General features: G+C 37.9%; 24 protein-coding genes. 10 read left to right on the forward strand and 14 right to left on the reverse strand.

All coding sequences use genetic code 11. The annotated features are described in order from the left end of the window. Positions 1–44: 44 nt before the first annotated feature. Together AC0C45_RS22195 and AC0C45_RS22200 are read left to right on the forward strand one after the other, a co-directional pair. A complete protein-coding gene (locus AC0C45_RS22195; RefSeq protein WP_013085307.1) occupies positions 45–893 on the forward strand; it encodes an alpha/beta fold hydrolase in 849 nt (282 codons plus the stop codon). 166 nt (positions 894–1059) lie between these two features. Further along, entirely contained in the window at positions 1060–2232 is a 1173-nt protein-coding gene (locus AC0C45_RS22200; protein ID WP_472928818.1) for a MalY/PatB family protein, read from the forward strand. Positions 2233–2267: 35 nt separating this feature from the next. Here the strand turns inward: AC0C45_RS22200 and AC0C45_RS22205 are convergent, their stop codons facing one another. Then, the gene (locus AC0C45_RS22205; RefSeq protein WP_013085309.1) at positions 2268–2792 is read right to left on the reverse strand and encodes a superoxide dismutase family protein; all 525 of its coding nucleotides are present in this window, start codon (positions 2790–2792) and stop codon (positions 2268–2270) included. Between the two features lie 103 nt (positions 2793–2895). After that, positions 2896–3093 carry a hypothetical protein gene (locus AC0C45_RS22210; protein WP_034648533.1) on the reverse strand — a complete coding sequence of 66 codons (198 nt, stop codon included), beginning with the start codon at positions 3091–3093 and terminating at the stop codon, positions 2896–2898. A gap of 85 nt (positions 3094–3178) precedes the next feature. Here AC0C45_RS22210 and kapB point away from each other — a divergent pair, with 85 nt between their 5' ends. Further along, positions 3179–3559, forward strand: a complete 381-nt coding sequence (gene kapB / locus AC0C45_RS22215) for a kinase-associated lipoprotein KapB (RefSeq protein ID WP_016765806.1) — start codon at positions 3179–3181, stop codon at positions 3557–3559. 36 nt (positions 3560–3595) lie between these two features. Here kapB and kapD read toward each other — a convergent pair whose 3' ends face one another. Both kapD and AC0C45_RS22225 read right to left on the reverse strand, forming a co-directional pair. Further along, positions 3596–4210 (reverse strand): 3'-5' exonuclease KapD, encoded by a 615-nt coding sequence (gene kapD, locus AC0C45_RS22220; protein WP_013085312.1) that lies wholly within the window; start codon positions 4208–4210, stop codon positions 3596–3598. 348 nt (positions 4211–4558) lie between these two features. Further along, positions 4559–4942 carry a hotdog fold thioesterase gene (locus AC0C45_RS22225; protein WP_013085313.1) on the reverse strand — a complete coding sequence of 128 codons (384 nt, stop codon included), beginning with the start codon at positions 4940–4942 and terminating at the stop codon, positions 4559–4561. A gap of 106 nt (positions 4943–5048) precedes the next feature. Between AC0C45_RS22225 and AC0C45_RS22230 the strand changes: the two genes are divergently transcribed. From AC0C45_RS22230 to AC0C45_RS22240, 3 genes are all read left to right on the forward strand, one after another. Next, positions 5049–5417, forward strand: a complete 369-nt coding sequence (locus tag AC0C45_RS22230; protein ID WP_016765807.1) for a YuzC family spore coat inner layer protein — start codon at positions 5049–5051, stop codon at positions 5415–5417. Positions 5418–5593: 176 nt separating this feature from the next. Further along, complete coding sequence (locus AC0C45_RS22235) at positions 5594–6130, forward strand: HD domain-containing protein (RefSeq protein ID WP_016765808.1); 537 nt, start codon at positions 5594–5596, stop codon at positions 6128–6130. Between the two features lie 116 nt (positions 6131–6246). Further along, entirely contained in the window at positions 6247–6438 is a 192-nt protein-coding gene (locus tag AC0C45_RS22240; protein WP_016765809.1) for a hypothetical protein, read from the forward strand. A gap of 49 nt (positions 6439–6487) precedes the next feature. On the opposite strand, the gene AC0C45_RS22245 is transcribed toward AC0C45_RS22240, so the two are convergent. Together AC0C45_RS22245 and AC0C45_RS22250 are read right to left on the reverse strand one after the other, a co-directional pair. Further along, positions 6488–7807, reverse strand: a complete 1320-nt coding sequence (locus AC0C45_RS22245; protein ID WP_016765810.1) for a Na+/H+ antiporter family protein — start codon at positions 7805–7807, stop codon at positions 6488–6490. A 267-nt stretch (positions 7808–8074) separates the two neighbouring features. Continuing rightward, positions 8075–9568, reverse strand: coding sequence for a leucyl aminopeptidase (locus AC0C45_RS22250; RefSeq protein WP_047931097.1), 1494 nt, complete (start codon positions 9566–9568; stop codon positions 8075–8077). A gap of 245 nt (positions 9569–9813) precedes the next feature. Here AC0C45_RS22250 and AC0C45_RS22255 point away from each other — a divergent pair, with 245 nt between their 5' ends. Continuing rightward, positions 9814–10290, forward strand: coding sequence for a divergent PAP2 family protein (locus AC0C45_RS22255; protein WP_013085319.1), 477 nt, complete (start codon positions 9814–9816; stop codon positions 10288–10290). Between the two features lie 42 nt (positions 10291–10332). On the opposite strand, the gene AC0C45_RS22260 is transcribed toward AC0C45_RS22255, so the two are convergent. The 3 genes from AC0C45_RS22260 to AC0C45_RS22270 all read right to left on the reverse strand — a co-directional run bounded on the left by AC0C45_RS22260 (position 10333) and on the right by AC0C45_RS22270 (position 12722). Further along, complete coding sequence (locus AC0C45_RS22260) at positions 10333–10980, reverse strand: 3D domain-containing protein (protein WP_013085320.1); 648 nt, start codon at positions 10978–10980, stop codon at positions 10333–10335. A gap of 81 nt (positions 10981–11061) precedes the next feature. Then, the gene (locus AC0C45_RS22265) at positions 11062–11385 is read right to left on the reverse strand and encodes a YuiB family protein (RefSeq protein WP_013059616.1); all 324 of its coding nucleotides are present in this window, start codon (positions 11383–11385) and stop codon (positions 11062–11064) included. A gap of 122 nt (positions 11386–11507) precedes the next feature. Beyond that, complete coding sequence (locus AC0C45_RS22270) at positions 11508–12722, reverse strand: NAD(P)/FAD-dependent oxidoreductase (RefSeq protein ID WP_013085322.1); 1215 nt, start codon at positions 12720–12722, stop codon at positions 11508–11510. A gap of 493 nt (positions 12723–13215) precedes the next feature. Here AC0C45_RS22270 and AC0C45_RS22275 point away from each other — a divergent pair, with 493 nt between their 5' ends. Then, entirely contained in the window at positions 13216–14208 is a 993-nt protein-coding gene (locus tag AC0C45_RS22275) for an NAD(P)/FAD-dependent oxidoreductase (protein ID WP_013085323.1), read from the forward strand. Positions 14209–14235: 27 nt separating this feature from the next. Here AC0C45_RS22275 and AC0C45_RS22280 read toward each other — a convergent pair whose 3' ends face one another. The 4 genes from AC0C45_RS22280 to AC0C45_RS22295 all read right to left on the reverse strand — a co-directional run bounded on the left by AC0C45_RS22280 (position 14236) and on the right by AC0C45_RS22295 (position 16741). Continuing rightward, entirely contained in the window at positions 14236–14754 is a 519-nt protein-coding gene (locus tag AC0C45_RS22280) for a hypothetical protein (protein ID WP_472928824.1), read from the reverse strand. 149 nt (positions 14755–14903) lie between these two features. Further along, positions 14904–15269 carry a HesB/IscA family protein gene (locus AC0C45_RS22285; RefSeq protein ID WP_013059620.1) on the reverse strand — a complete coding sequence of 122 codons (366 nt, stop codon included), beginning with the start codon at positions 15267–15269 and terminating at the stop codon, positions 14904–14906. A 75-nt stretch (positions 15270–15344) separates the two neighbouring features. Then, the gene (gene dapF / locus AC0C45_RS22290; RefSeq protein WP_026106717.1) at positions 15345–16199 is read right to left on the reverse strand and encodes a diaminopimelate epimerase; all 855 of its coding nucleotides are present in this window, start codon (positions 16197–16199) and stop codon (positions 15345–15347) included. 302 nt (positions 16200–16501) lie between these two features. Then, positions 16502–16741 (reverse strand): YuzB family protein, encoded by a 240-nt coding sequence (locus tag AC0C45_RS22295; RefSeq protein WP_047931145.1) that lies wholly within the window; start codon positions 16739–16741, stop codon positions 16502–16504. 382 nt (positions 16742–17123) lie between these two features. On the opposite strand from AC0C45_RS22295, the gene AC0C45_RS22300 reads away from it, so the two are divergent. Beyond that, positions 17124–18188: an NAD(P)/FAD-dependent oxidoreductase gene (locus AC0C45_RS22300; protein WP_013085326.1), complete on the forward strand. Its 1065-nt coding sequence runs from the start codon at positions 17124–17126 to the stop codon at positions 18186–18188. Between the two features lie 43 nt (positions 18189–18231). Here the strand turns inward: AC0C45_RS22300 and AC0C45_RS22305 are convergent, their stop codons facing one another. Further along, entirely contained in the window at positions 18232–18558 is a 327-nt protein-coding gene (locus tag AC0C45_RS22305; RefSeq protein WP_047931099.1) for a YuzD family protein, read from the reverse strand. 194 nt (positions 18559–18752) lie between these two features. Here AC0C45_RS22305 and AC0C45_RS22310 point away from each other — a divergent pair, with 194 nt between their 5' ends. Beyond that, entirely contained in the window at positions 18753–18983 is a 231-nt protein-coding gene (locus AC0C45_RS22310) for a NifU family protein (RefSeq protein ID WP_013059625.1), read from the forward strand. Positions 18984–19009 lie beyond the last annotated feature (26 nt).

Raw genomic sequence — 19009 nt, forward strand, 5'->3', positions numbered from 1 at the left:
GGAAATTAGGACAGACTAGAAAGAAAAAGATGGAGTGAAACAAATTGACTGAATCTAAAATTACTTGCCACCAGCGTACTTTTAATGGAGTCAATGTTTACTACGAATGTCATAACTATCACCCTGATAAACCAGCTATTGTATTTATTCACGGCTTTTTATCATCCAGTTTTAGCTTTCGGCGTTTAATTCCTTTATTTGAAGATACGTTTTCTATCATTACGCTGGATCTTCCGCCATTTGGGCGAAGTGAAAAATCGTTAACCTTTCAATACTCGTATAAAAACTTAGCCAAAATTGTCATCGAGTTGATTGAATATTTAAACTTGAAAGATGTTGTACTATCGGGACACTCAATGGGAGGACAGGTTTGTTTAAACGTAGCAAAATTAAAGCCTTCTTGCGTATCAAAACTTGTTCTTCTGTGCAGCTCAGCTTATTTAGGCCCTTCACATTATGGGTTGGTCATGTCTTCTTATGTTCCATTCTTTTATCTGTGGGTAAAAACGTGGCTGTCTCGCAAAGGTGTATTAGGCAACTTGCAAAATGTCGTATTTGATCATCAGTTAATCGACGAAGAAATGATTGATGGCTATACTGAACCATTTTTGGATGACCGTACGTTTATGGCTTTAACAAGAATGATTCGTGATCGAGAAGGAGACCTATCCTCAAAGGATTTGCAGCACATAAAAAAACCAAGTTTACTCATTTGGGGAGAAGAAGACCGAGTTGTCCCTTTACATCTCGGACGTAAGTTAAAAGATGATTTAACAGACTCTACCTTTATCTCTTTAAAGGAAATTGGACACCTTTTACCAGAAGAGTGTCCCGACATTGTGCAGTCTCATATGGTCGATTTCTTGTACGATGAACAAGCCCTGTCTCAATAATGATGGGGCGAGTTCGTATATGTCACAAGAAGCGCTAACTTTAATAAAAAATTTATTAGTGGTGCTTCAACAATTTTCCACTTTCTTTATTAACTTCACGAGTTAACTTCGTTGACAAACGTATTAAAAATAATCAAACTATTGTATTAAAAAGGGGGTACTTTTATTGTCTACTTATTCTTTTGATCAATTAATTAACCGTACAGGTACGCAGTCCGTAAAGTGGGACAAAACTGATCTTGTTTTTGGAGCAAAAGATGTTCTGCCTTTTTGGGTAGCTGATATGGATTTCCAAGCGCCGCCTAATGTTCTTCAAACCATTAATGAGCGTGTCAAACACGGTATTTTCGGCTACACTTCCCCTACTGAATCTACGGCGAATGCTTTATCATCTTGGGTAGAAAAAAAGCATCAGTGGACCATTGATCATGAATGGATTACATACAGTCCAGGAGTTGTGTTTGCCCTGAGTATGGCTATTCAAGCATTTACGGAACCCAGAGATTCAATTTTAATTCAGCCTCCCGTCTATACTCCATTTTTTAACATGATAAAGGTAAATGATCGAGAAGTTATTGAAAATCCGTTGAAACTTGCAGGCGATAAATACGAAATTGATTTTGCAGATTTAGAGAAAAAATTTGCAGAAGGCGTAAAATTAATGATTCTTTGCAGCCCTCATAATCCAGTAGGACGCGTGTGGACAAAAGAAGAACTGAAGAAACTTGCTGATCTTTGTGAAAAATACAATGTATTAATTGTTTCAGATGAAATCCATTCTGATCTAATTTACCAGCCTTATAAACATATTCCCATCAGCATGGTGAGTGAAGATGCAGCCAATCGAACCATTACGTGTATAGCCCCTAGCAAAACATTTAATATACCGGGACTTCAGGCTTCAGCTGTTATTATTCCAAATGAGAAACTGCGCACACAGTATGTTCAGCAGCAGCAAAAGCAAGGGTTTTCTAATTTAAACACATTTGGAATCATTGGATTAGAAGCAGCTTACAGCGAAGGTGGAGAATGGCTAGAAGCACTGCTTGTGTACCTGAAGAAAAATGTAGATCTCGTGACGCATTTTATAAGTGAAAACTTGCCTGAACTGCGAGTGGTTCAGCCAGAAGGAACTTATTTACTATGGATTGACTGCAACAAGCTGCACTTATCTGAAGAAGAATTACATGAACGCTTATTAAAAAAAGGCAAAATCGCCGTAGAAAAAGGCGAAAAATACAGCTCCACATATGGAAAAGGTTTTATCCGCTTGAACATTGGCTGTTCACATGAACAACTTCAAGAAGGATTAAATCGCTTAAAAATAGCTTTAACGTAAAAAACAGCGTTCTTTCTCACGAAAGAACGCTGTTTTTAATGTTTTTTTGAAATAATTCCACACGCGATTCGCTTTCCAGAATTACCTGATGGCTCTGTCATTCCGTCATCACCTTGTTCGGTAATAACAAGGGAGGAACCATCCATACGCTTAACGAGAGATGTCTTTCCTTCTTTTAACGTGACTTGAGGAACCATATCCGTTCCTTTATACGTCTGATCGTCTTCTACCACAATATTTTTCATATCGCCTAAATGCGGTCCTTTTGGATTTAACAGTCCGTGTTTCTTTTTATCAGGATCAAGGTGATTTCCTGCACTTTTAAAGTTAGGAGCTTTGCAAATTCCCATTTCATGAATATGTACGCCGTGTTCCCCAGGTGGAAGTCCGCTTAAATCGTAAGTAAACTCAATTCCATCAGCCTGCTCTTTCAACTTTACTGTACCGATGCTATCTCCATCTGCGTTATAGACTTTGACTTCTTTATTGGATATTTCTTTTTCCATACACCCCGTTAACAAGAAAAAAGGTACGGTTCCAATGAGTAGTAGTTTTTTCATGTTGCCCTCCAATCGCATATGCACTAGCGAAAGTTTTAGATGTCTTTCCATAGATTGTCCAGCAACATATCATTTTAAACGCTTACATTTTATTTGCATTTCATTAGAGTGACTTCTTATTTTCTTGTTCTTTCAGCTTTGCTTCTAATTCCTTCGTTTTTTCTTCTTCTTTTTTAGACACCTTGATGATGAACCGCCAGACTGCAACTGCTGCTAGTACAAAAATCGCCATTGTAGCAAAAGCAGGAATATATTCTGTTTTATCTTCCGGAAAATAAAGCAAAAACATTAAATTCATCATGTACAACATCCTTTCATAGAAACGGTAGTGGGTTTTGATTTATACTGTTTATAATAAACACTTTACTTAAAGGAGATCTGGCAATATGACATTTACAATTGGTCAAACCGTTACGGCACTTTATAAAACCGGGAAATACATCGGTGAAATTACACAAGTTCGAGATCTGCATTATGTTGTACGAATTCAAGCTGTGTTGAAGCACCCAGAACAAGGTGACTTACATAATCCTGGACAAGTGGACGTACCTTTTTTTCACGAGCGAAAAGCACTTGCGTTTCGAGAGCAGGCAAACATTCCTCAAAAAATGGTTCATCTCTATGAAGACAGCGTTCCTGATTATAAGCATTCACTAAAAAAAGCCCTTGAATTAAAGATAGCTGAACAACAAGGCAAAGATAGCGCTTTTGCTCAAGCAAGTATTTCCTGTTTAGAAGAGTTAAAAAAAGAGTACGGTATTCATTAAGCAAAAAGCCAAATTCACATAGAAGTGATTTGGCTTTTATAATGCAAATTTATTTAATACTTTTGAAAAATCGATTCGATCTCCTATGGTCGTTGGCTCCGGCTTTTGAAGGTACCTCTTATCTTTTTCTACAAGCTTAAAGATGTTGAGTGTAGTCATCGCATCATCAAGCGCGCAGTGGTGCTTTCCAGTTCCTTCTTTACCATACTCTTGCACAGCTTTCCAAAGGCCGGTTTGATTTTGATCTCCAAAAAAGCGCTTATACTCCATCGAAAGATCAATTTCTTTACCTGTAAAAGGAAACGGCACCTTATTTTTTTGACAGCACTGCCTTAATACTTTCATATCCATGTTCCCCCATGTAATAATCGTGCTGTTTTTATACATGCCCAGTCGCTGTACAAGCTGCTCTAGCGTAATTCCTTCATTTACTTGATTTTGTTCGATATGGAGAAATGATTTACAGCGCTCAGTTAATTTTGTAAAGTGTGTAGGCTGTACGTAAGAGGAGAAACGATCAATGATTTCTTGATTTTTAACAAACACCAAACCAACTTCAATGATTTCCGGAAAAAAGCCTTTTGGAAAACCTTTATACTCTGGCATTGTAAATTCAAAATCAATGAATAAATACTGAGAGTTCTTATCCAATATTATCACCCCTTTGTAAAATAAACCGCCCTACTATATTAATGCTATTATAGCACGATTGAACAATCGGAAGGTCTATTTTCTGTTCTTATTTTTAATATTATGAATATTCTAGTTGCTGAATAAAAAGAATACTTTACTACTACTATATTCTAGAGCATGTCTCTATGCGCAGGGTAACTGTCACGAATAGACATAATTTCGCTTCTTTTTTTTACCTATTTTTTCACTTTTTTATGTATCCGCTCTTCCCAATTCTCTTTAAGCTCTCACTTCAGTGTGTGAGGCAGCTCCCTCCCGACTCCAAAAGCATACCTCACACCTTTTTAGACTAAGCCTTTCTTATATTTAAGCTTTAGGCAGAATAGCAAGCGTGCATCGGGATATACAGATTAAATTCTCTTCTTCATCTTGAATTTTCACTTCCCAAACCGCTGTTTTTTTTCCTTTATGTAAAGGAACGCCTATAGCTGTAACGATTCCGTCTTTTTTCCCTTTGATATGATTGGCATTAATCTCTAAACCCACGCAGATTTCTTTTTCAATATCTACACTTTTAATAGCACCTAGACTAGCCACAGTTTCGGCTAACGCCACCGATGCTCCTCCGTGCAAAAGCCCGAATGGCTGACGCGTTCGCTCATCAACAGGCATCGTCGCTTCCACTCTCTGTTCACTTGCGCTAATAATCTCAATTCCTAATGCTTCTAACAGCGTATCTTTTGTTTTCATATCCATACCTCCCTTTGTATCTAGTATACAATAACGGTTTTGCTACAACATATACGAACCCTCTACATATACATAATAAAAATCCGTTTTTTAGGAGGATTCTTATATGAAACCATTTGCTCCCTTGTCTTACTATTGGCCATCGTACTACATGCCTCACCCTTATACATACAGGGTACCTAGCTTACCTGAGGCGGACATAGCGACTTTCCAGCAATCTCTTAAAGTGATTCCCTCTACCATGCAAAGCGCCACCATATTTATTCAAAGAGCTAATACTTCGCCAGCTTTAATAAAAAAAATAAAAGCTGCTGCTCAAGAATCTAAAATGAGTGAAGTAAAAAGACTCATTCTTTCAACGGGCGTTAAGGCAAAAATTGATGTTTTTTATACGCCAGACTATATTAAAATTACGTTTATTCATCCCGATAACCAATTTAACTGCTGTCACGTTTCGTTAAATATTAAATGGTAAAACACAAGGAAAAAAGTCTTATTTTCTTTTTAAAAAGATGTACATGTTGTTTTGTTTCGAATATTATAATATATGCCATTTTTGGATGTAAAAACAAATTACACGATAATTGTATTTAGGAAATAAATATGATATTGTATTTGGAAATATATTTTTTCTTTAGGAGGGATGACATGATGAGACATGTTACACTAGTAGAAATTTTCACGCATCCTATCGCTCAAAAATATTTAACTCGATCTGGCGTTGCGCATGCTGTATCCGTCGCCTATCATGCTTTTCGTCTATCTGTCCAGCATAATGTAAACCCCGATTTAGCTACAAAAGCAGCGCTGCTTCATGATATTGGCCACTACGAATGGTACACAAATGGTCAGTGGGATTATGAGAAGTATCGTCAAAATGATATTCACGCTATTAAAGGTGCTGAACGTGCACATAAATTACTCATTCGTTTAGGTGAGGAACCTCAGGCAGCAAAAGAAATTGCCTTAGCTATTTTACTACACACAGACTCATATTTGCCTGAAGGAACCATTCAACAACGCCCTCTTCAAAAAGTAGTCAAACTAGCTGATGAAGCTGATGAAGAGCCAGGCGGCAAACACCATTACCGTGAAATGGAATATAATTTGGCTGTAAAGAAAATTAAGGAGCTTGATAAGAAAGTGCTTGAAATTCTACATTCCAACCAATTTAAACAGTTAGGCTGACAGGATTAACTCCTTTCATAAGAGTTAATCCTTTTTATTATTTCTCCTCATAATTCCCTGCAAATTACTCATACTACTTATTGATTCTCATTTTTGGTTAGTTAGGAGGAAGAAGAATGTCTAAAAACGCTAGAGGTTACGTGCAGGATTCTTGTACGTCATTAAATCAGGCAAAAGCAAGCCTTGAACAAGCTCTTCAAACAGTAGAGAAAGATTCAAATCGTGAACGTATTGAACAATCTCTTCAGGCTGTAGAGCAAGCATTAGGAACTTGTGACAGCACTGCTTCTACTCTTTCTCAAGCATGAAAAAAGCAGCCGGTTTTGATCGGCTGCTTTTTTCATTATAGACCTCTATTTACAAGATAACCGAGGCAATCCATCCAAAAATAATGAGTGGAATGTTATAGTGAAGAAAAGTTGGTACACACGTATCCCAAATATGATCATGCTGACGATCGACTGCTAATCCAGATGTGGGTCCAAGCGTACTGTCGGAAGCTGGTGAACCAGCGTCTCCAAGCGCTCCTGCTGTACCAACAATACAAATCGTCGCTATTGGACTCATACCAAGTTCTAAGCAAAGAGGAACAAAAATCGTCGCGATAATTGGAATGGTAGAGAAAGAAGAACCAATGCCCATTGTGACTAAAAGCCCGATGACAAGCATAAGAAATGCCCCCAGCATTTGGTTTCCGCCAATAAGAGCAACAGAATCTTTTACAAGCGCTTCTACATCTCCAGTTTCTTGAAGAACTTTTGCAAAACCAGAGGCTGACAGCATAACGAATCCAATGAAAGCCATCATTCTCATTCCGTTTGTTAATACTGGATCTGCTTCACTCCACTTCAAAGCTCCGCTGAAGTAAAGTACAACAATTCCTGCCAGCGCTCCAAAAATCATAGAATCCACTAAGAGCTGCACAGTTAAAGCTGCTACAATCGCAACCAAAGCTATAATAATGCCTCTTGTTGTATAACCTGTACTCTCTTCTGCACCTTGATCAATGTCAATGTCTTCATACCGACGTGGTTTGCGGTATGAAATAAAAACAGCAAACAATAAGCCCGCTATCATTCCTAAAGCTGGCAGAGCCATCGCTGCGGTAATATCTCCTTTATCAATCGTTAGTCCACTTTCTTTGATGTTAGTAAATAAAATATCGTGATAAATCTTACCGAATCCTGCCGGCAAATACATATAAGGTGTAACCAGTCCAAACGTAATAACGGTTGCGACTAATCGGCGATCGATTTTTAACTGATTAAATACTTTTAATAGAGGTGGAATTAAAAGCGGAATAAATGCAATGTGAACCGGAATAACGTTTTGAGAAAAACATGAAATAATAAGGATGATCAATAAGATCAGTACTTTTGACAGTGACTTCTTTTTCGTTTCTCCTTCTTTCCCTACTATTTTTAACGCTAGTTGAACAACGGCATCAGGCAGCCCTGTCCGCGAAACAGCCATTGCAAATCCTCCAAGCAAAGCATAGCTTAATGCAACAGAAGCACTGTTTCCAAGACCATCTGTGTATATACTTACTGTATCTGTGAGGCTGATACCGCCAACAAGTCCTCCAATTAACGCTCCGACTGCTAAAGAAAAGACAACGTTGATACGCAATAAGCTCAAAATCAGCATCACGAGCACAGCTATTAATACTGCATTCATTTTGAAACCTCCATTTTTCTTTTTACTTTATCTCATTAAAACATTAGAGAGATAAACAACATGTTCATTATATTAGGTATAGAAAAAAAGTCAATCATCTTACTAAATAAACGTTTGTTTAACTTCTCTACACCCTTAACGATATAAGGATTTTTCTAAATAATCTTTTCTTACTAAAAAGAAAAAACATTATGTAAACATATTAAAAAAGAAGCATCATCGATGCTTCTTTTTACGTTTCTTTCTATCCCTGCTATACTTTTTTCATTAATTGGCTTCAAATGAACAAACCATTGCAGCTAGTGTTCGCACCATCACGCCTGTTGCACCTGAAGGTCCTAACTCATGAGAAGCAGCGGATGTTGCAGTTCCAGCAATATCCAAGTGAACCCATGGTGTTTGCTCTGCAAACTCACCAATAAAGGTTCCTGCCATAATTGCGTGTCCCTCTCGTCCAGGAGAGTTATTTAAATCTGCTACCTTACTTCCCCGAACACGCTTTTTGTCTCGTTCTGTAATAGGTAGCTCCCAAATCGGTTCGCCTGTCTCAATGCTCGCTTTTTCTATTTTCTGCAATAAAGCAGAATCATTCGTCATTGCCCCCGTTGTATGTGTACCAAGAGCTACAATTACACCACCCGTTAATGTCGCCACGTCTACTAAATAATTTGCTCCGTGATGTTTGGCATAGGAGATACCATCAGCTAACGCTAAACGCCCTTCAGCATCTGTATTCAGTACTTCTATCGTCTTTCCATTCATTGCTGTAATTACGTCATCTGGCTTAAAAGCACGCGCGCTAATAACGTTGTCAGTTGATGGAATGACAGCTACTACGTTTTGATGAGGTTTTAATTCTCCAATCGCTTCCATTGCACCAAGAACAGATGCAGCTCCGCCCATATCTGTTTTCATACCTACAATCCCGTCTTTAGATTTAATAGAGTAACCACCTGTGTCAAAGGTAATCCCTTTTCCTACTAACCCAATAACGTCCTCCCATTTTTCTTTTCCTTGATATTTCAGCACAATCATTTTAGGAGGCTCTGCGGAACCTTGATTAACTGCTAACAGTGCGCCCATTCCCAATGTTTCCATCTCTTCTTTTTCTAAAATTTCATATTCAAAACCATATGTATGTGCCATTTCTACTGCATAATTAGCTAAATCTGTAGCCGTTAGCATATTGCTTGGTAAGTTAACAAGGGTGCGCGCTGAGTTTGTTGCTTTTCCATACGTATATCCAACCAAAGCAGATTGTACAACGTCTTTATAAGAAGAAAACAGTTGAATTTTCTCCAGCTGCTTGTCAGGTTCGTTTGATTTCTTTTTGTAGTTTTCAAACTCGTACATAGCAAGCTGTTGAGCTTCTCCTAATAAAGCTGCAGTTTCTTGCTCTGACCACGCTCCTGTATCAAATGTAGAAAGGGCGACCGATGCGTTTGAAATCTTCGCTTCTTTTAACTTTTTAAATAACAGCCCAAAGCTCTCTTTGAGCCCATTTTTAGTTAACGCTTGCTTTCGTCCGAGCCCTACAAAATAAAGACGTTTTGCTCCTAATTTTCCTAGTGTATGAATCGTTGATATACGTTTTTCTTGTACACGTATATCCCCTTCTTTAATCAAATGAATGAGCTGTCCACCTAAAGCTTCATCAATTTCTTTTAGAAGGCCTTCAAACTGTTGGTTTTGATTAAATAACCCAATTACGAGCGCTTCTGTTTGATGATCAACACCAAATGTTTCTACATGCGAAAACATAAAATTCCTCCCTTTTACGTATAGAGATTTTATTTTTATTTATCATCTGCTTTGTTTAATCTATTCAGCAAGTGGAATATATATCATATTCACCACTGTTTTCATCTATATACATATGATAGCAGAAATACAATTTTTAATCACAGTTCAAAAACCTTAGTTTCACACATATACTTTCATCTACCGCTTTTTTCATCATATGGGTTTAGCTTTTCAGACATTTTAAGTTGAGGGAGGACGTCTCAATGGAGTTATTCTCAAATTTTCCACTTTGGAGTTCATTAATCGCTATTTTCTTTGCTCAATTTATTAAGATTCCCCTTTCTTTTGTAGCTACTAAGAAAATAGACGGCAGCTTATTTTTTAGTACGGGAGGTATGCCAAGCTCTCACTCCGCAGCAGTAACTTCCTTAGCCACTGCCATTGGGCTAGCAGAAGGTCTTAAATCCCCTATTTTTGCTCTCTCCGCTATTTTTGCCATTATTGTCATGTTCGATGCTAAAGGAGTAAGAAGACACGCAGGAGAGCAAGCAACGGTTTTAAATCGTTTAGTTGAAGACTTTCAGCGCGCGGTAAAAGAGGCAAAGCTGTGGACGACCAATGAAGAAGACGAAAAACAAGTGAAGCTAAAAGAGCTGCTTGGACATAAGCCTATCGAAGTTTTCTTTGGAGCCTTAACAGGGATAGCAGTTGCTTTTGTAACGTATTATGTATGGCCATAAAACATAAGAAAACACATGAAGAGTTCTTCATGTGTTTCTCGTTTATTTTACCTGCTGGCGAAAAACCTGCATCGACTTCTTTTCATTCAGCATCGTTAACTCTTCTTCAGTTAAGCGGCCGTCCCCTGATTTCACTACATAGACGTTTAATTCTTTTTTACCCCATATGTTGTACACATCGGAAACAGTCTCAAAATATAAATCAAGATGATTGCCTTTAATAGCCCCACCTTTATCTGCTACCACTCCATAGCCATAGCCCGGAATAAACAAGATCGTGCCGATTGGAAATATGGTTAAATCAGCAGCGATAGTTGAATACAAGTCACGTTTTACTTTAACGCCCGAATATGTAATACCATACCCTGGATGATTGGGATTTTTCCCAGTTGATTCGTAACCAGCTGTGTAACCCGTAGCCAATACATTCTTCGTTGGATAACGCGACCAATCAAATGCTTCTTCAATCGTCAGACGCTCTTTGTCATTGCTAGCCGCTTCAGCTCTTAGTGGTTTTAGAAATGATGGCAAGAGCCTTTCATTCATTAGAGGATGCCCTGTACTGTTTATAAAAGGCATATATTTGATGACTGTGGTTATTGGGACGCCAGTAATTGCTTCATATGTTGTAAACAGCGCTCCGACCAGTAGTAGGCACATAATGAATCGCTTTGCTATTTTTCCAATCATTGTGATTTCCACAACTCCTCTCACGAATCTATTTGTTTCCAACATAAAAACAAATTATTCGTTTGCGAGAAGAATTTACATTTAAAACATTTGGTACCCTCTTGTTCGTAAAGATTTAATGGTAATGCCTGAAGCTAGTGCACCTATAAAACCAGCCATTAAAATCGCAATGTCAGCTGTGGCTAAAGATAGCACTTTTGTCCCTAGCTGCTGAAAGGAGTGAGCGGGATGTTGAATGTAATCAACCGCTCTTACATCATCAATAATAAAAATAAAAATCACGGGATAAATAATGGCCATAATCCAAGACATGCGAAGCAGCATATTCAATAAGAAACCGATTCCAAAAAACAAAACAAAAAACAACAAGATGGAGATAATTAGTACAGGCACACTCATTTCCATTGCTTTTCGCCTCCGTTATTCTTTATACTCTCAGTTTACTTAAGAGTAATGAAGGCGTCAATCACAGAAAAGTAAGTTAATACCAAAAAAGCAAAAGGCTTAAAGACCTTTTGCTTTTTGTTTTAAAAGAAATTAAATTTTCCTTTTTTCAATACAAGACCTGCTCCGCCTTGAAGGAAAAGCGAGCGATTATCAACAACTTTTTTCATAAAAGATGCGCTTGAACCAAATAGTTTCCGACCGTATACAACGCCAATTGCGTCATCATGCCCTAACGAACATACCGTTCCTTTAATATCTGGTTTGAACTCGCTTAATTCTTTTTGACCTTTCATCAAACGGCTAATATTTTCAGCGCAGGTACCGCCTTGCTGCATAGCAATTTGAGCTGTTGGCGGATAAGGACGTTCTGTTTCAGGGTTAATCATTAGTGAACAATCTCCAATAACAAACACATCTTCATGCCCTGGTGCCAGCAAGCTATTGCTTACTTTTACACGTCCGCGCATGTTCTCAAATCCAGCTTTTTCAATCACATGACTGCCTCGAACACCCGCAGCCCATACAACTGTTGCTGATTTGATTTCTTCTACTTGGTCATCTTTCGATACAACAATTCCTTCTTCTGTACACTCTTTAATCGCTGTTCCGATCTTGAACTCGATTCCTTTTCGTTCTAGTTGTGTTACCGCATATTCTACAAGTTCTGGATCAAAACCTGGCAAAGCCGTAGGCGCTGCTTCTACACAAATAACGCGTACTTTTTCACGCGGAATATCAAACTCTTTGCAAAGTTGAGGGACTCGATTTGCTAATTCTCCCACAAATTCAATGCCGGTAAAGCCAGCACCCCCAACAATAATGGTCAGAAGTTCGTCTCTTTTTTCTACTTCATTGTTGTACGTCGCAAACACATAATCAATATGCTCACGAATTTGACGTGCTGCATTAATGCTCGTAATGGTAAATGCATGTTCTTTTAAACCTTTAATTCCGAAAGTTTCTGCTTCATACCCTAAAGCAACAACTAAATAATCGTACGTTAGCTCACTGTTTTCAAGAAGAACACGCTTTTCATCTAACTTAATATCTACGACCGTGTCTTTGATAAATGTAACCTTATTTGTGTTAATTAAATTTTTAACAGGAACACGAGAGCGATCTTGATGAATTGTACCTGCTGATACTTCATGAAGCCATGTCGTTTCGTAATGGTAATCGTTTTTATTTACCAAAACAATTTCCGCATCACTAGCACCTAGCTTCTTTTGTAAATTAACAATGGTCATAATGCCGCCATACCCGGCACCCAAAATGACGATTTTAGGCTTTTTCATAGGAATGTCATCCACCTTTTTTAGTTATAGTCACAAGTATGTCTTACAAATATAATGATAAGAGCAATTTTATTTAGTTTGCTTTTTTATGTTAGTTTGAGCAAGAACGATCATCGCTATCCATTTATTATTCACATAAGAAAAACAATGTGAATCACTTCACGTTCTTTTTTAAAAAAATACATTTTTTCTTTTTAAAAAAAATGTAAGCGTAAGTCCTAGCTTGATTTACACAAACATCTTATGCTTTTTTAATCGGTTTTTCAACCCTTCACTTTGTATTTACAAGCTTTTTAATTTTCAATTACTTTCCTGTATACCCAGTTTTATATTTGACCAAAACGTGTGTTTATGTTAATGATTACAAATACTGCTCTTTAAGTTGAGAAAGTTTCTCAAACATTCCAGCGTGTTTTAATGATATTTTATAATTTACTATGCTATCATAAAGTAGAATATGCATTGGCACAGAACAATCTAGAGGTGATTATAAATGAAAGAAGATAAACAAGTATATGATATTACCATCATCGGAGGCGGCCCTACAGGCTTATTTACAGCATTTTATGGCGGTATGCGTCAAGCGAGCGTAAAAATTATTGAAAGCTTACCACAGCTTGGTGGACAGCTTTCTGCTTTATATCCTGAAAAATATATCTATGACGTAGCTGGTTTTCCAAAAGTACGTGCTCAAGAATTAGTCAATAACCTAAAAGAGCAAATGGATCAATTTAAACCTGCAGTTGCACTAGAGCAAGCCGTAGAAAAGGTAGAAAAACAAGCGGACGGCGTATTTCGATTAACTACTAATTCTGAAGTTCACTATTCAAAAACAATTATTATTACGGCTGGAAACGGTGCATTTAAGCCCCGTAAAATCGAGCTAGAAAACGCAGAACAGTTCGAGCAAACGAACCTTCATTATTTTGTGGATGATATGAATAAATTCAAAGGCCGCAAAGTATTAGTATGCGGGGGCGGGGATTCTGCTGTAGACTGGTCTCTTATGTTAGAGCCAATCGCAGAAAAAGTAACGTTAACGCATCGCCGAGACAAGTTCCGCGCTCATGAACACAGCGTAGAAAACTTGCATAATTCATCAGTTGATATTAAAACACCGTATGTACCGGTTGAATTTGTTGGAGATGACCGTATTACACAAGTTGTGTTAGAAAACACAAAAGGTGAAGAAAAGACAGTAGTAGACGTAGATGATGTTATTGTAAACTTTGGATTTGTTTCTTCTCTAGGTCCAATTAAAGAATGGGACTTAGATTTAGAAAAAAATGCAATTGTTGTTAACTCAAAGCAAGAAACAAACATTCCTGGCATCTATGCAGCAGGTGATGTCTGCACATATGATGGAAAAGTAAAACTCATCGTGGCAGGATTTGGCGAAGGTCCCACTGCCGTTAATAACGCTAAAGCATACATTGATCCAAAGGCTCGCTTACAGCCTATGCACAGTACGTCAATGTTCTCATAAAAAAAGCAGGCTCTCGCCTGCTTTTTTTCATTGCTGGATTGGTGTAACCATTCGATGAATGATTTCACTCATCATTTCCGCATCACTGCTTATTAAACAGATTTCATAAAAGGAATGGTTTCCTTCTTGACTAGTTACGCTCATCCTGTAGTTCTTCAAACCTTCGAGCTTGCTTAAATATTTTACTACCTCTGATTGACCGGCAATACGTTCAATCAGCAGAATATGCTCTCCTTCAACTGCTCCGTAGCTTTCAGCCAGAGATGCGTTAGCATTTTCATAATAGCGAATGTAAGGTTCAGAATGGTTAAGAGGCGCAGAGGACGAGTTTTGATGACAGGCTTCACCTGAGGAAAAAGGCAAATGCTGAACAAATAAATGCGATTCACTAAAATGAATACTTTTTACATCCTTAGACTCCATTTTGCTACTTTCAAGTTTTAACCAGTTTATAAACCCCTTCCATAGAATAGGCAGGGTATTTTTTTTGCGAAAACTTCCGTAACCTCCTACTTGTTCCGCGTCGTAACGAGGCGCATCTATCAAATCCGTTCATCTCCTCTTTTTTATTGAGTATAAAAAAGACTGATTATTCAGTCAACATATTTGACAGATGATGTAACATACAAAAATTTCTCACTAAAAAAGCTTTCTTCACCAGGTGAGGTGAAGAAAGCTTCTTGATAAAAATATATTTAGCATTCTTCAGGAGCACCTGCGTTGCTTGCTGTACGGAAAGAAGAGCCGCAGCCGCATGCTGCAATGGCGTTTGGGTTATCAATTGTAAACCCTCCGCCTAGCATAGATTGCTTGTAATCAATTTTTACATCTTTTAAAATTGGAGCACTTTCGCTATCTACAAGAATCTTAATGCCATGTTGTTCAAACAGCGTATCGTTTTCATTTACTTCGTGAGCAAAACCCATGCCGTAAGAAAGACCTGAACAGCCTCCTCCATTTACATTAACACGTAAATAAGCATTTTCTTCTTCATGTTCTTTCATCATATCTTTTATTTGAAAGCTTGCAGCTTCTGTAATTGTTAGGATATCCTGACTCATTTTTAAACAGACCTCCTTTTTTGTTTAGTATACGACGAAATGTCTGCGACGACAAATCGTCTGCTTCTTCATTTTTTAATAATAATACGCGCCGTCACAAATCACATTGGCTGGACCTGTCATTAATACATTGCCTTTATTTTGCCAAACAATCGTTAAATCTCCTCCAGCGAGGTGTACGACAGTAGGAACATCTTTTTTCGTCTTCTCATTTAATACAGACGAAACAACAGCAGCACATGCTCCGGTTCCACATGCTTGAGTGATACCCGAACCTCTTTCCCATACACGAAAATTCAGCTCTCTTTCGTTCACTACCTCGACAAATTCAACGTTCACTCCTTCTGGAAAACGCGAATCTTTTTCAACCACAGGCCCTAATGTAGTAAGAGGCGCTTGTTCAATATTATTTACGTAAAAGACAACGTGAGGATTTCCCATTGATACAGCCGTCCCTTTTAACCGTTCTTTTCCAAATTCCATCTCTTCATTAACGACTTGGTCTTGGCTTGCTCCCGTCATTGGAATTTGTTCTCTAGCTAAAATAGGTGCTCCCATATCGATTGTCACTTCTGGAACTTCATTTCCCTGCGGATGCACCGTTGCTTCTACAACTCCAGAAAGCGTTTCGATAAAAAATCTTTCGCTTGTTACTAAATTATGTTCATATGCATATTTAGCTACACATCTTAAACCGTTTCCGCAGTTTTTTGCTTCCGAGCCGTCATTATTAAATACGCGCATTTTCACATCTGCACGTTCAGATGGACAAATAAGAATCATTCCATCCGATCCAATTCCCGTATGAACATTTGAGACTTTTACAGCAAGCGGTGCTAACTCTTGCTCTTCTATATGTTCTTCAAACATATTTACGTAGATATAGTTGTTGCCAAGTGCATGCATTTTTGTAAACTGAAATTTTTTCATATTATCACCCATTATTTTTTTATGTAGCTCTAGTATAAAGTGATTCTCTTTTGTACACAATAATATCATCCCCCGTTTTTTTAGCTCCTTAATCATAAAGATTAAGGGGTTTTTTATTTTGTCCTCCTTTGGAGTATTAAAAAACTAAAGAAGCATTATGATTGCAAAGAGGATGGTTAAAACGCAGATATTTGCGCAAAATCGCATAAAAAAGCACGGCAAGACTAGCCGTGCTTACATCATCTATTCTATTAGCCTCATGTCCCTCTCCTGATAAAAAGAGATACGACAGCGGGGATAGTTTAAAACATTGGGTTTTCTTCTAAATGAATATAAATATTATCCACTAACTGTTCAGGTGTTTCCGCTGTAACAATCTCTCCGTTTACCAAGGCAAATAAAGATTGTGAACATTTCCCGCAATAACCTAAACATCCGTATTCAATAATATCTAGATTTGGATCTTTTTCAAGCTTTTCTAAAGCTCCTTGAGAACCACTGGCTAAATTACTAACGCAAAATTCAATAATTGGCTGTATCACGTTTTTCACCTCTCTACTATTAGTTTATCCTATCTCCTTTCATTTTCAACGTCAACTTTGGAAATTCACGTTCATGTTGCGCACGCTTTTTAGCTTCACAGACTTTTTCAAAAAAACGTATAAATAAAGCTTTATTACAGGGATAGCTTTAAATTATGTTGAAACATATTGTGGTTTTTTATTAATTTAGTTATACTTTTATGTATAGAAAACCAAACGAGGTTATATTAAATTATTATTTAAGTAAAATATGTTATCTTATATAGCCTTTCATATCTTTTTGGCAACCATCCTTATTAACGGTAATTTGTACTCTCCTATTCTCAAAAGCAAGAATAATAGAGAGAAAACAAAAATGCATGAAGCTAAAGGGGAAATTCACATGAAGAACCTTGTCATACTGGGCGGCGGATACGGTGGTATGCGCGTTTTGCAACGCCTTTTTCCGAATCAATTGCCTAACGATGTAGAAGTAACGCTTATTGACAAAGCACCTTATCACTCACTAAAAACTGAATTCTATGCACTTGCAGCTGGAACAATTTCTGATCAGCATGTTCGTGTTGCTTTTCCTGAACACCCTCGCTTAAAGATTCGCTACGGCTGTGTAAAACGCATAGACCTAAAAGAGAAATGTGTCTATGTGGATGATCAAATGATCGCTTATGATGACCTGATTGTAGGACTTGGATGCGAAGATAAATATCATGGAGTTCCCGGAGCTCTTGAGCATACATACAGCATTCAATCCATTGATGCTTCACGAGCAACTTATCAGACATTAAACAACTTGCCAGCCCACGCTACTGTTTCAATTGTAGGAGCTGGGTTAAGCGGAGTAGAACTAGCAAGCGAGCTAAGAGAAAGCCGCCCCGATTTAAAAATCATCTTATTTGACCGCGGTAAATTAATTTTGTCTGCTTTCCCAGAACGTTTAAGTAACTACGTTCAAACTTGGTTTACTTCAAACGGTGTTGAAATCGTAAATAGTGCTAATATTACAAAAGTAGAACCGAACATTCTTTATAATCATGATGAGCCCATTCAAAGCGATGCAATCGTGTGGACAGCAGGTATCCAGCCAAATAAAGTGGTACGCGATTTAGACGTAGAAAAAGACCCTCAAGGACGCGTCGTCTTAACGAAATACCATAACTTGCCTGACGACGAAAATGTCTACATTTTAGGTGATTGTGCAAGCCTACCGCATGCACCAAGCGCTCAGCTGGCAGAAGGTCAGGCTGAACAAATCGTGCAAGTACTTCTTCACCGCTGGAAAGGCGAAGCGCTTCCGGATGAATTGCCAACTATTAAATTAAAAGGCATACTTGGTTCATTAGGCAAAAAGCATGGATTTGGCTTAGTTGCCGAACGTCCAATTACAGGACGCGTAGCTCGATTATTAAAATCAGGTATTCTTTGGATGTATAAACACCATAGTGGATAAAATAAAAGCCGTTAGATGACTGACAATCTAACGGCTTTTTTCATTATGATGCGCAGAAACCATACTTCTCCATTTCCTCAAATACGCGCTTTAATTTCGGGTTGCCTTCCCCAACAATTTCTCCGTTAATGACCACTACAGGATAGAATAAATCTTCTTCAATCACACGCTTGGCAAAAGCTGCTTTTTCCAGATCCGTATGCGGCTCGTTTATATCTACATACGTGATAGCAAACGGCTGATTCGGATATTTACGAGAAATAGCTGCCTCTAGCCAATCATAGGTGTCTTTTGAAGACGGCAGGTTAACGCAGCTTGCACAAACAATTTCAGCTCCATAAATACACACTTCTACCTCAGTTGATTGCATAGCACATCCCCCTTGAATCTTTACATTCAAACTGTACGATTATTCACACTTTTACTTCATTATGAATACTATTTTACACAAAACTGATTCATTGCACATCTTTTTCTTTTAAGGTAACATTACGATGTATAACTCCGATAGATTTTTCATGAAAGACCGTTTATAATAAGAGTAGAAGAAAGGAGTCGATAGTTATGTCAGAAATGCACGAGCAAGTTCAAGAAGTATTGGAAAAACTTCGTCCGTTTTTACTTCGCGACGGTGGAGACTGTGAGCTAGTAGACGTAGAGGATGGTATTGTAAAGTTACGTCTTTTAGGCGCTTGCGGAAGCTGCCCAAGTTCAACAATCACGCTAAAAGCTGGTATCGAACGTGCCCTTTTAGAAGAAGTACCTGGTGTAGTCGAAGTAGAACAAGTATTCTAATCTCTTTGATTTTATTATAAAAGCAA

The sequence above is a fragment of the Priestia sp. VA7 genome (assembly GCF_055710015.1).

What these genes read in the sequence shown, in the direction of transcription:
- AC0C45_RS22310 (WP_013059625.1), top strand. Translation starts at nt 18,753, where the DNA reads ATGTCAGAAATGCACGAGCAAGTTCAAGAAGTATTGGAAAAACTTCGT.
- AC0C45_RS22305 (WP_047931099.1), bottom strand. Translation starts at nt 18,558, where the DNA reads ATGCAATCAACTGAGGTAGAAGTGTGTATTTATGGAGCTGAAATTGTT.
- kapB (WP_016765806.1), top strand. Translation starts at nt 3,179, where the DNA reads ATGACATTTACAATTGGTCAAACCGTTACGGCACTTTATAAAACCGGG.
- AC0C45_RS22255 (WP_013085319.1), top strand. Translation starts at nt 9,814, where the DNA reads ATGGAGTTATTCTCAAATTTTCCACTTTGGAGTTCATTAATCGCTATT.
- AC0C45_RS22300 (WP_013085326.1), top strand. Translation starts at nt 17,124, where the DNA reads ATGAAGAACCTTGTCATACTGGGCGGCGGATACGGTGGTATGCGCGTT.
- AC0C45_RS22205 (WP_013085309.1), bottom strand. Translation starts at nt 2,792, where the DNA reads ATGAAAAAACTACTACTCATTGGAACCGTACCTTTTTTCTTGTTAACG.
- AC0C45_RS22230 (WP_016765807.1), top strand. Translation starts at nt 5,049, where the DNA reads ATGAAACCATTTGCTCCCTTGTCTTACTATTGGCCATCGTACTACATG.
- AC0C45_RS22250 (WP_047931097.1), bottom strand. Translation starts at nt 9,568, where the DNA reads ATGTTTTCGCATGTAGAAACATTTGGTGTTGATCATCAAACAGAAGCG.
- AC0C45_RS22225 (WP_013085313.1), bottom strand. Translation starts at nt 4,942, where the DNA reads ATGAAAACAAAAGATACGCTGTTAGAAGCATTAGGAATTGAGATTATT.
- AC0C45_RS22285 (WP_013059620.1), bottom strand. Translation starts at nt 15,269, where the DNA reads ATGAGTCAGGATATCCTAACAATTACAGAAGCTGCAAGCTTTCAAATA.
- AC0C45_RS22245 (WP_016765810.1), bottom strand. Translation starts at nt 7,807, where the DNA reads ATGAATGCAGTATTAATAGCTGTGCTCGTGATGCTGATTTTGAGCTTA.
- AC0C45_RS22275 (WP_013085323.1), top strand. Translation starts at nt 13,216, where the DNA reads ATGAAAGAAGATAAACAAGTATATGATATTACCATCATCGGAGGCGGC.
- AC0C45_RS22260 (WP_013085320.1), bottom strand. Translation starts at nt 10,980, where the DNA reads ATGATTGGAAAAATAGCAAAGCGATTCATTATGTGCCTACTACTGGTC.
- AC0C45_RS22210 (WP_034648533.1), bottom strand. Translation starts at nt 3,093, where the DNA reads ATGATGAATTTAATGTTTTTGCTTTATTTTCCGGAAGATAAAACAGAA.
- dapF (WP_026106717.1), bottom strand. Translation starts at nt 16,199, where the DNA reads ATGAAAAAATTTCAGTTTACAAAAATGCATGCACTTGGCAACAACTAT.
- AC0C45_RS22270 (WP_013085322.1), bottom strand. Translation starts at nt 12,722, where the DNA reads ATGAAAAAGCCTAAAATCGTCATTTTGGGTGCCGGGTATGGCGGCATT.
- AC0C45_RS22265 (WP_013059616.1), bottom strand. Translation starts at nt 11,385, where the DNA reads ATGGAAATGAGTGTGCCTGTACTAATTATCTCCATCTTGTTGTTTTTT.
- AC0C45_RS22235 (WP_016765808.1), top strand. Translation starts at nt 5,594, where the DNA reads ATGAGACATGTTACACTAGTAGAAATTTTCACGCATCCTATCGCTCAA.
- AC0C45_RS22240 (WP_016765809.1), top strand. Translation starts at nt 6,247, where the DNA reads ATGTCTAAAAACGCTAGAGGTTACGTGCAGGATTCTTGTACGTCATTA.